The sequence below is a fragment of the Vibrio genomosp. F10 str. ZF-129 genome, from assembly GCF_000287055.2.
Lineage (GTDB): Bacteria > Pseudomonadota > Gammaproteobacteria > Enterobacterales > Vibrionaceae > Vibrio.
Map to the genome: position 1 here is coordinate 1 of NZ_AJYQ02000102.1, position 11,056 is coordinate 11,056.

An 11,056-nucleotide genomic window follows, 5' to 3' on the forward strand; every position below is an offset into this window, starting at 1 on the left:
TCATCGATCGTATCCATAATAATGGCGATCCAAAAGCGTTTGCAGGTACCACAAAAGAAGACAGCACTGTGCACGCTTTCAACGAGAAAGCATCGTATAATTCATACCAATTCGATTACATCTTTGACGATGGTGCGATGGCGAAAAGCGGCAATCTAGGCCAGTTTATTTACATCGACCCAGACCGAGATTTTGTGGGTATTGTTTTCTCTAACAACCCATACCACTCAGGCTATGGTGAAAACAAAGCACCTGCACTGATGCGTTCGGCTGCAAAAGCCTTAGCAGGTAACTGATTCGTTTAACTGCTCGTCCTACCGAAGAATTGAGACGCTCAATCCCTTCGGTAGTCTTCAATTTAAGTGCCTGCTCTTTATGTAAATACTCCTGTGTTTAAGAGTGGGCACTTTTTCATTTGAAATACTCACCACGCAATTTGTAATGTCGATTGCTTGAGTGATCACTATTACTTTCTAATCCTTATGAAAATGAAATACACAGCAATAGTTATTAGTGCAGCACTAATGAGCGCAGCCAGTTTCGCATCTGAAACCACCTATGATTTTGGTGGTACAATTAAAGCGATCATGATTCATGATAATGATACCGCTGGAGTCGGGGTGAATATCCCCAGCAATAGCCTATTTGGTAAGAGCAACCATAGCGATACAAAAGTGGATGCTTCATTATCTCAATTTAGATTTGGAGCGCTAAAGGATTTCGATAATGGCACCTCCATCGACTCTAAATTGGTCATGGACTTTAACGCCAACAATGACGGTGGTATGTCACCACGATTAAGAGAAGCTTATTTAACCTACCATACTGAGGCCGGCGATCTGTTAGCTGGGCAAACTTGGTCGACCTTTATGGATATGCGCAACTATCCTCTGTCTCTGGCCGAACCAACATTGAGCGGTGTGGTATTTAAACGTCAACCTATGCTCCGTTGGTCACAAGATATCGGATTATTTCGCTATGATGTCGCATTAGAAAGCGGTACCAATTCGGATATTCAAAACCCATCAGGGGATACCATTGACACCAGTGGGTCATTGCCCGATTTAGTGGCAGGCCTTGAATTAGACGACCAGCATGGCTGGGTAAGAGCAACGGCTGCGCTGAGTCAGATACGTCTGTCTTCCAATGAGCATGAATATACAGAGTTGGGTTACGGTGTTCAGTTATCTGGAGGATGGAACATCACCCCTAATGATACGGTGACATTATTGCTGTATACAGGGCAGGGAACAGACAGATATCTATTAGGCTTATCGGGAACAGGCGCAACATGGAATGAAGATGAACAGACGCTCGATGTTCGAGAAACAAATAGCTTGATGGCGTCATACACAAGACATTGGAAGCAAGACCTTAAATCTGTATTTGCGTATGGCTCGGTTGAGAGCGATGCTTTGGATTGGCAAGACGAACAGGAGCAGGACACATTAACGTCTAGCCAATATGTTATGGCTAATTTGCTGTGGAATATTCAACCTGATTTAATGGTGGGTGTTGAATACAATTATTCAACGTATGAGCGCAGTGTGTCGGATTCTAGAGACAACCATAGAATTATGCTCGGCATGGAATGGAAGTACTAAGTTGCGTTTGCCGCTTGGCTTTTCGTGTTCATATTCTCAGTACATGACGACAAGAAGAATTTGTTCGCTGGATTGTTAAGCGTTGAATATCGGCTTGAATGGCGATTTAAATCATGATTTAAAAAACGGTGGCCAAGAGTTGGCCACCGTGAATTGAGGTTATCTATTAATAGTTACGCTGATTGTTACGTTACAACTTAAAACGGCCAACCATGTTATCAAGACGCTCTGACAGCTGGCGAAGTTCTTGGCTTGCTGAAGCCAGTTCTTCCGCGGTGCCCGTTGTCACTTCGTTAATCGTGTTGATCTCTTCAATATTTTGATTAATCGTGTCGACCACCGTTGACTGTTCTTCTGTAGCCGTTGCAACCTGGGTATTCCGATCAGAAATGTCCATGATACGTTCCGAAATACTTAGCAGTACTTTCACGGCTTCATCGGTCGATTCAACCCCTTCAAACGTCACCGCTTGGCCTGCTTCCATCGCACTCACTGCGTCTTTAGCATCGTTTTGAAGTTGATTAATCATTTTTTGAATTTCTTCTGTTGACGCCGCAGTGCGACTGGCAAGGTTACGAACCTCATCGGCAACGACCGCAAAACCACGTCCTTGCTCGCCAGCGCGCGCTGCTTCTATCGCTGCGTTTAATGCTAACAAATTGGTTTGTTCAGAAATATCACGAATGACATCTAGAATCGAGCCAATGTCTTTGGTTGTGGTAGCAAGTTGCGTGACGACTTGACTCGTCGATTCAACATCATCCGCCAAGCGAGAAATGACTTCTTTGGCTTTAGAAACCACAGTTTGGCCAACTCTGGTGTTGTCTGATGCTTCGTTTGCCGTTTCTGCAGCGGTCGCGGCGTTAGATGCAATTTCGTTGATTGTGGCACCCATTTCGTTAATGGCCGTGACCACTTGAATCGTTTGATCTCGTTGAACTTGGCTATTATCGAGGGTTCTTGTCGCCTTGTCAGACACGCTTTCTGCAGCGTTACTCAAGGAGCCGCTGGTGGACGCGACTTCAATCATGGTCGAATGAATCTTTTCAATGAAACCATTAAAACCCGTTGAAAGTTGTCCGATTTCATCGTTACTTTTCACTTCAATTCGTTGCGCTAAATCGCCTTCACCTTTCCCTAATTCGGTAAATCGTTCCGCAAGAAGTTTAATCGGATTAATGATGCTGTTGGCTAGGAATATCCCCATTACAATAAAAACAAACGCGACAGCAAGTGTCGTCAGCAGCATTTTTTGGGCCGTGGCGTTTAAGTCGGCAAAGACCTCTTCGGTAGGCACCACACCCACAACAAACCAGTCCATAGAAGGTACGTAGGTCGCGGCGACAAACACTTCTTGACCATTGTATTCAGCGGTGATCAAGTTGAATGCAGATTTATTTAACAAGTCGTTTGCTTCGGAACCAAAGAGTCGATTCAGCGATGAGTTGGATTTGTCTTTCTCGCGATGAATCTGCACCGCACCTTGGCTGTCAGTCAAAAAGACAAAACCGCTTTGTTCAATACGGAATCCATTCAATAAAGACACCATGTCGTCCATCGACTTAGATAGCCCGGACATTGTAAAGCTCGCCAAGTTTTGATAATTGGCAAACATCTTCACATCGCCGTTTGGTTCTTGGAAGATACTGACAGACGTGTCTTGCCCAGAATTAGTGAAGCCAAAGAACCAGCCATCCTGACTTTGGTTCAATTGTCGCAAAAAGCCGTTTTGGTTCCAGTAGTAAGCGGACTCTCGATTGGCAACAGAGGCGTCATTTAACTGGTACTGGTCACGAACATTGTTGAGTTGTTTGACGAGCATTTTTTCGACAGCGGGATCGCGATCAGTCGATTTAATCGCATCCGCTATAAATTCATTGTTGGCAAGTTGCTTTGCCGCCAAAAGCATTTGGCTCACCTGTTGATCAATTTCAGCATTGATTTGCCCCAGCATCGAAGGAAATTCTATTTCAATCAAACGATACGTGAGCATCTCTCGCGCATGCTTTTGAGCCATAATGCCAACGAATGCTGTAGAAGCGAGTACAGCGAACGTGATACCTAAAACCACTTTTTGTTTAATACTCATTGAATTTAGTTTCAGCATATTAAAACCCTAATTTGATTCATCTTTATTTGACTTCTTCTATTTAGTTAGATGTGAGCATATGCAACACACCTTGTAAACTTATGCGGTGACAAGGTAAATGGTAGCGGCCTATCAATGTGATCGTTTCCGGTACATTGTCAGTACAATACAACGATGGATTCAATACCAACCAATATCACGCGGGCAAACACGAATGACTCTGTGATGCCAGCGTCCATTAGCGATAAACGATACATCATACTTAATGATTTGTAAGCAAAGGTTTCATTTTGATACCGTTATTATAACGGCAATACATAGAAAAGCATGAGAGATAATGCGGTTCAGCGACTAAATTGTTCATGTGTGAGGGAATGTTAACCAGATCGTGTGGCGGTTTTTTCAGGTTAGGCCTGATAATGATAGGTGATGAGTCATGAACTGAAACACGAGAGATGATTTATTAGCTAAAGGCATAGCGTAAAGCATTCCATTTAAAAGTGACCGCCAAAGAGGGCGCTAAATGCAATTCGATTCGATAAGGTTGGTTCTAGGAGACCAACTCAACAGCGAGCACTCTTGGTTCTCGCAAGTAGATGAAACCGTACTCTACATCATTGCTGAGCTGAAGCAAGAGAGCCAATACGTCACCCACCATATTCAAAAGGTGTGTGCGTTTTTCTCTGCGATGGCTCATTTTTCACAGGAACGTCAGCGTGAAGGGCACCAAGTGTTGTCTCTAACACTGGACGACACTCATCGGTTTTCTGATCTTTCTGAGATGATAACTCACTATGTAAACGAGGTTGGTGCTACTCAGTTTGACTATCAACGGCCTGACGAATATCGCTTACAACAGCAGTTGGCCTCACTTGATCTAAACAATGTCAAAGTTCAGTGCGTTGATACCGAGCACTTTCTGTTGCCATTTGAAGAGATCCCACAGCAGTTTACTCAAGGCAAACATGTGATGATGGAGCATTTCTATCGACGCATGCGTAAGCGCTTCAATATTCTGATGGAAGATGGAAAACCACTGGGCGGAAAATGGAACTATGATGCGAACAACCGCAACAAGTTAAAAGCGAGTGACCTTGAAAAATTACCCAAGCCTTTGTTATTTCGTACCCATGCCGATCCGATTGTTGAGCGATTAACTCGCCATCATATTACGACGATTGGTCGTTTAGATGGAGACCTCATTTGGCCCGTTAATCGCGCACAAAGTTTGTCTCTACTCGCGAACTTTTGTCAGGTGTGTTTGCCGAACTTCGGGCGGTTTCAAGATTCAATGACCGAGAAGCATGAAGCAAAATGGAGTCTTTATCACAGCCGTTTGTCGTTTTCGCTGAACTGTAAATTGCTTCATCCGAAGGAAGTTATCGATGCCGCTCTCAAAGCTTTTCATTTTAACGCGGAGATCGATATTGCTCAGGTCGAAGGCTTTGTGCGTCAAATCCTAGGGTGGCGAGAATACATTCGCGGTGTTTATTGGGCCAATATGCCCGGCTACCCCAAGAAAAACGCATTGGAAGCGCGAAATCAGTTACCTGGCTATTTTTGGACGGGAGAAACAAAGATGGCATGTATGCGAAACGCCATTGAACAGTCGTTAGATTATGCTTACGCGCATCATATTCAACGCTTAATGGTGACGGGCAATTTTTGTTTACTCACTGAAGTCGAGCCTGATCAAGTCGATGAATGGTATCTAGGCATCTATGTTGATGCTATTGAGTGGGTAGAGATGCCGAATACTCGCGGAATGGCTTTGTTTGCGGATGGTGGAATTGTGGGTACCAAACCTTACGCGGCAAGTGGTTCTTACATTAATAAAATGAGTGACCACTGCAAAGGTTGCCATTACGACAATAAAGCACGAAGCGGTGACGGTTCATGCCCATTTAATAGCCTTTATTGGCGATTTATGGATAAGCACGCAAAGCGACTGGCGACGAACCCTAGAATTAAGATGATTTATCGGTCTTGGGACAACATGGATGAAGCGAAACGCCGCGATATATTACACACGGCTGATCAATACATAGAAAACTTAGAGAACCTGTAACCCAACACGAATCAATAGCCAATGAGATTGCGCTTTTCCTTTATTCTTAAGTCGTTCATAGTCAAGCCACTGGCGCTAACACTGTGTTAATTAGCCTGCTGGATTTTGCTTATTTGAACTGGCTTTGATATTGAGCTGGGGTTTTCTTCATCCAACCTTTGAATGCGCGATTAAAGTTGGATAAATCGGTATAGCCACAGCGCCAGGCGGTTTCGAAAGGCGACACCTTCTCTCTGAGTAGCTTGGTTGCTGTTTCACAACGTGCGTTATCTCTGGATTGTCTAAAAGTAAGCCCTTGGTCGGCAAGGCGTCGTTGTAACGTTCGCGGAGAGCTGCCGATGAGTTGTGCTAGCCATTCAACGTTAAACCAGGGCAAAACGGCGTAAGTGTTAATGAGGGCATCTAGCGTGGTGTGCCAATCATGCTCTCTTTTTTGAGGCTCAACACCAATAAAGTTATCCGATAAAGGGATTTCTATTGCGCCAAACGCATGGCCGAAAGTAAACGATACTGAACTAAATGCAGCGGGTAAATTTTTTGCTAAATGGCCAGGTAAACTCATTAATACCGATGTGGGCTCCCACGTTTTCCCCAAAAATGAACGGCATAAGGAAAGCAATGCAAAAGCTCGAAACCACTCTGCCTGATCAAAGCCAGATACTGATGGGTGGTAAGCCCCGCGATGACATAGATACCACTTATCTTCAATCTTTTCTGGCCAGACGACCACATGGCTATTTAAGGTGGGCATGACTTCAATGAGGGTATGGATCGCCTGTTCCAGATTGTCGCAATGAACAAACGCAGAATGTAATTCGGGCGAAATTTGTTCTAGGGTGATCAGTCTACCAACATCTAATCCTATCCTACGATTGGATTTTCTCATTATGGTATTGAGAAACGCCATTGTTTGATGCGAAGGTAGCCAGTATTCGCCGTCCTTCAAATCTTCAGGAAACTGATATTTTTCAGCAACACTTTTCCATTCAATACCTTGTTGATCAAAATAGTTGAGGAAAGGAAGTAGGTTATTTGAATTACTAATGTTGATGGTATTTGGCATTAATGCGCACAGCTCCATGTGACTACCGTTAGTCTGTATCATATAGGATATGAGTTGGATGTGCTAAAAATTGAAAAGGATAGTGAAGTGATTGAGGCAAAATAGGGGGAACCAGTTGAACGGTTGTGAGTACCTTATTTCTGATACGAACAAGAAGAAAGGGAAGAGAGGAATCGATGATTTATCTTGTTGGAAAGCAGCTAAATGTATTGAGTACTTATGGTCAAGAGGTAAAAAGCATCCCTGCTTTTTAATAAACTATATTAAGGTAAATTAGGCCTTAGAAGTAGACTTTGTAAAATGCCCACGCAACGGTGTCATCAATATCGACGGTTTGATGGGTAGATTGCATGCTACCAACCGTATTTTCAATTTTGAACTGTCCCCAGCGTTTTCCATCAGCGGATAATGGTGTACCGACAGTGATTGATGATTTAAGCGTTGACGTTTCAATACTACCGTCCATATAGGTGTATTCTGGTGACAGCATCAGGTAAGTACCATCAGCGCCTGGCTTCCAAGAAAGATAGGCCGCCGCCATACCACCAACGATATCTGTATCCGTTTCTCCCATTGCAGAGGCAAAACCTTCATCGTATTCACCGGCTAACGCGCCAACACGACCAAAGATAGTTAAGCTTTCTACGCCTGGCTTGAACATCGCAACCGCACCGACAGCAGCCGTTGTAAAGTTGGTGTTATCAATAATATCAATGGATGCAGCCGCTGTTGGCACAACTGGGTTACCGACGTTAAATACGTGGAAATACTGAAGTCGGCTATCTTTATATTTACCATCATTATCCATGCTGCCTTCAAGGGTACCCATGGCCATTTGACCATTTTTTAAGCCAAAGCCCAGTGAAGCAGATAGCTTTACATCACCTTGATTATTCATACCCACATACCCTGAGGTATTAACAGCAGTTAGATTTGATGGGTCAACTTTCTCAGTAGACTCGTCAGCAAGCGCAAGGTTCATACCAGAGCAAAGTAAAGTCGTTGCTAGAATGGTTTTAGTAAAAGTGTTCATGGTTGTTCTCCTATGTTTGTGTGGGATGAACTATAACCAATGTTCTTATCGTGATGTAGGTCACTTTGCGCCAAAGTCATTGACGTACTGTAACAATGTTGCCCAACTAATAATTTGAGGTGATAGTCAATGGATGCCATTGATGGAGAGCGACAGACACAAGGCAATTAACGTGAAAAAGCCAGCAAGAAGACCTTACTGGCTTTATTTACACTAACGATTTGAATAAACAGTTTTCGTTAAATGGATTACTTTGCTATATCACGACGGATAGGTTCTCCTGCCTTAACCGCGGTATCTAATTCAGTATTATTCACAACGATTTCGCCGTTAACCAATAACCAATGCACGCCAACTGCCGGGTGATTCGGATCTTGGTAAGTGCCTACATCAGCAATAGTGTCTGGGTCAAAGACCACGATATCGGCATCCATATTGGTTTGAATACGACCTTTATTCTTCATTTGAGGGACAAAATCTTCGATTAATTGCGCAGGCATGAGTGTCATTTTGCGTAATGCTTCAGACATCGTTAATAAGCCGCGTTCTCGGACATAGACTCGTAAAACCTTAGCGAACGTGCCGTTTGATCTAGGGTGAGAGAAAAGCTCTTGAGGGAGCGGCCATTCGTCACCTGCATAGTTATCAATGTGGCCTTCTTCATCCATGTGCATCCAGAACATTTCATCAGATTCAATCAATACATTCGGGTTTAAAATCGAGGCATCTAACAAAGCAAGATCGTCTGGGTTTTGCTCATCTAAAAAGTGCCAAACAATGAATGTACCGGGTTTATTTGCTTGATACTCAGCAAGTTGCTCTTCTGTCATGCGGTCAACACCCAACTGAAAGTTTTCAGCCGTTGATCCCATACGCTCACGCCATCCGTTGCCACTAAACATAGCAGCGCCGACAACGGTACTGGCAGCACCCCAAGGGTAAGCGCCAACAGTAACATTGATGCCATTGTCTTGCGCTTTATTGACCATAGGCAAAATGGAATCAATATCTTTCAACGAAGTACTGTTGATGTGGCAAAGGTGCATATGAGCACCAGTAATGGCTGCATTACCGACAAGTTCTTTGACTGCTTCAAAAGAGCTTTGTGGCTCGGTATTACTCGCATAACGAACATGAGTGTAAGTGGCCACATCACGCTCTGCGGCGAGTTCAGCAAGTGCATAATACTCTTTTTGACCGTGCCCAGGTGCGTATCCGGCGTTAATACCAATGCCTAATCCACCTTCATCAAGGCCTTGTTCAATTAACTTGATGATTTTGCTTTCTTGCTCTGGTGTGGCGATATCCATTTTCCAGTCGTTGCGAGATTGCGCTTGTTGAAAATACGTTGCAGTGGCTTGAGGCAGAGTATCACTGAACGTAGCGATGCGAGCATATGTCCAACCCGCTGCTGCGCCGTAGTTGAGTGGCAGCCCTTTTTCTGCTTGACCTGCGTACCAATCACTAATCGGTAATACACCAGATTCTAGCTCAAGCATGGTCGTCACGCCTTGCATTGCTTGCATGCGGTAATCACCAATGTTTTGCCCGTGGGCATGAACGTCGATGAATCCGGGTGCAACGACTTTTCCTGTGGCATCGATCGTTTTTTCACCGGTAATTACGTCGGTGGTAATGGCTGTGATTTTGTTGTCTTTAATCCCAACGTTAGCCACTGAATCGAAGTTTGTCTCTGGGTCAATGACTCGACCATTTAGAATAACGACGTCGTAATTTGCCGCGATAACCAAGGGTGATAAGAGCCCTAAACTCAGTATCGATGCTTTTTTTATAAATGAAGGTAATGTTGCCATTTTTACTCTGTTCCTATTGTCTATTGTGCCCAGCGTTGGGGGCATTAAATTGAAGTTCGGTAAAAGGTGGTGCGTCTTAAGTTGATGTAAATATAGTCGATAATACGGGAAGGGTGTAGGTCAGTTACCGCCACAACGGGTGAGGCTCACTTGATGGTAGGACGCGTCTATAGGAGATAGGCATAACAATAGAGAACAAAAGAGTAGAAAGAAGGGGAGTGTGTCGGGGGAATCGCTGAGCGCAAATATGGTCACTCAGCGAGACGACGAGGCATAAATTGAAATGGCCTCTGGAATTATTGATATTGTCAGGAATGACAACGTTCTCGATATTTGGCTGCTGTTACTTGTTCCCATCGTTTAAATGCACGATTGAAATTGGCAATATCGGTGTAACCGCATGAAAAGGCGATATCTGAAATTGACCGATCGGTATCTTGTGCTAAGAGTGTAATGGCATGATTGTGTCTGATCTGATCTTTTATTTCGGTGAATTTAACGTTTTGTTTATCTAAGTAGCGTTGAACGGTACGTGTGCTCATGTTGATTAACGTCGAGAACCAACGAATTGAAAATTGCGGCAGTAGGGCGTAACTGCTGATAATTTTAGTGAGGTCTAATGTATGGTTCGTTTCGGTTTTGATGCTGGTTCGGTAAACAAAATTGTCTGGCAGCGCAATGGCACCAAAATGCTTATTTGTGTAGATGTTAGATTGACATTTAACATACGACTTAAACGTTTTTTGGTTGGTGACACTGTTGTTGTTCATCCAAAGAATATCAGGTACCCAGTCTGGTTCAATGAAAGACTGAAGCAGCCTAATCATGCTAAGAGTGCGGTATTGCTCGACATGGAATTGCCCTGCGGTACTTGGTGGAAAGTTGCCTCGATGGCATAAGAAATAGCGGCCTTCAATATTTTCTACCCACACCACGACATGGTTGCTAAGCGTTTGAAATGCGGGCATTAGAGCCGATAGGAAAGCACTTAGATTGTCACTATTTTTAACCGCATGGGCAATACTATGCGGCAGGCTTTCTAACGTAATTTGCTTTGCAACGTTAAAGCCTAAGTTCTCATCATAGGATTTTGCCATCATACTGATGAAACTCATGAGAGTTTTTGTGACCAAATGGTGAGTGGAGTCTGGTGTGAGTTGGGGCATTTGTGATTGTGCAGCAATGGCAGACCAGTCCCATCCTTTCTTTTCAAAATAACGGATGAACGGTGCTAGGTTATTGTACGAGCTGATCGAAAACTCGATAGTATTTGATGGGCTGGTTATGGTACTGGCGTTACCCTTTTGGGCTGGCACAACTGTATTTTTAGAAGCACCATTGTTTTTAGAAGCACCGTTGTTTTTAGAAGAGCCGCTGTTTTTAGA

At 43.8% G+C, this 11,056-nt stretch carries 7 protein-coding genes and 1 pseudogene; 3 read left to right on the forward strand and 5 right to left on the reverse strand.

The features are described 5' to 3' along the window. Positions 1–296: pseudogene (locus tag A1QO_RS12085) on the forward strand (serine hydrolase domain-containing protein); the annotation flags it as partial. Positions 297–524: 228 nt separating this feature from the next. Continuing rightward, positions 525–1,604 (forward strand): DcaP family trimeric outer membrane transporter, encoded by a 1,080-nt coding sequence (locus A1QO_RS12090; protein ID WP_017035930.1) that lies wholly within the window; start codon positions 525–527, stop codon positions 1,602–1,604. 190 nt (positions 1,605–1,794) lie between these two features. On the opposite strand, the gene A1QO_RS12095 is transcribed toward A1QO_RS12090, so the two are convergent. Then, the gene (locus tag A1QO_RS12095) at positions 1,795–3,711 is read right to left on the reverse strand and encodes a methyl-accepting chemotaxis protein (protein WP_017040275.1); all 1,917 of its coding nucleotides are present in this window, start codon (positions 3,709–3,711) and stop codon (positions 1,795–1,797) included. 505 nt (positions 3,712–4,216) lie between these two features. On the opposite strand from A1QO_RS12095, the gene A1QO_RS12100 reads away from it, so the two are divergent. Continuing rightward, complete coding sequence (locus A1QO_RS12100; protein ID WP_017035932.1) at positions 4,217–5,761, forward strand: cryptochrome/photolyase family protein; 1,545 nt, start codon at positions 4,217–4,219, stop codon at positions 5,759–5,761. Positions 5,762–5,870: 109 nt separating this feature from the next. Here the strand turns inward: A1QO_RS12100 and A1QO_RS12105 are convergent, their stop codons facing one another. The 4 genes from A1QO_RS12105 to A1QO_RS12120 all read right to left on the reverse strand — a co-directional run. Then, positions 5,871–6,824 carry a helix-turn-helix domain-containing protein gene (locus A1QO_RS12105; RefSeq protein WP_017040273.1) on the reverse strand — a complete coding sequence of 318 codons (954 nt, stop codon included), beginning with the start codon at positions 6,822–6,824 and terminating at the stop codon, positions 5,871–5,873. A 280-nt stretch (positions 6,825–7,104) separates the two neighbouring features. Then, complete coding sequence (locus A1QO_RS12110) at positions 7,105–7,857, reverse strand: hypothetical protein (protein ID WP_017037798.1); 753 nt, start codon at positions 7,855–7,857, stop codon at positions 7,105–7,107. A 248-nt stretch (positions 7,858–8,105) separates the two neighbouring features. Continuing rightward, complete coding sequence (locus A1QO_RS12115) at positions 8,106–9,671, reverse strand: amidohydrolase family protein (protein ID WP_017040890.1); 1,566 nt, start codon at positions 9,669–9,671, stop codon at positions 8,106–8,108. A gap of 308 nt (positions 9,672–9,979) precedes the next feature. Beyond that, positions 9,980–11,056: helix-turn-helix domain-containing protein (locus tag A1QO_RS12120; protein WP_017040891.1), on the reverse strand; the 1,077-nt coding region annotated here is incomplete at its 5' end.

Coding starts and splice junctions, on each gene's coding strand:
- A1QO_RS12090 (WP_017035930.1), top strand. CDS start 525: ATGAGCGCAGCCAGTTTCGCATCTGAAACCACCTATGATTTTGGTGGT.
- A1QO_RS12095 (WP_017040275.1), bottom strand. CDS start 3,711: ATGCTGAAACTAAATTCAATGAGTATTAAACAAAAAGTGGTTTTAGGT.
- A1QO_RS12100 (WP_017035932.1), top strand. CDS start 4,217: ATGCAATTCGATTCGATAAGGTTGGTTCTAGGAGACCAACTCAACAGC.
- A1QO_RS12105 (WP_017040273.1), bottom strand. CDS start 6,824: ATGCCAAATACCATCAACATTAGTAATTCAAATAACCTACTTCCTTTC.
- A1QO_RS12110 (WP_017037798.1), bottom strand. CDS start 7,857: ATGAACACTTTTACTAAAACCATTCTAGCAACGACTTTACTTTGCTCT.
- A1QO_RS12115 (WP_017040890.1), bottom strand. CDS start 9,671: ATGGCAACATTACCTTCATTTATAAAAAAAGCATCGATACTGAGTTTA.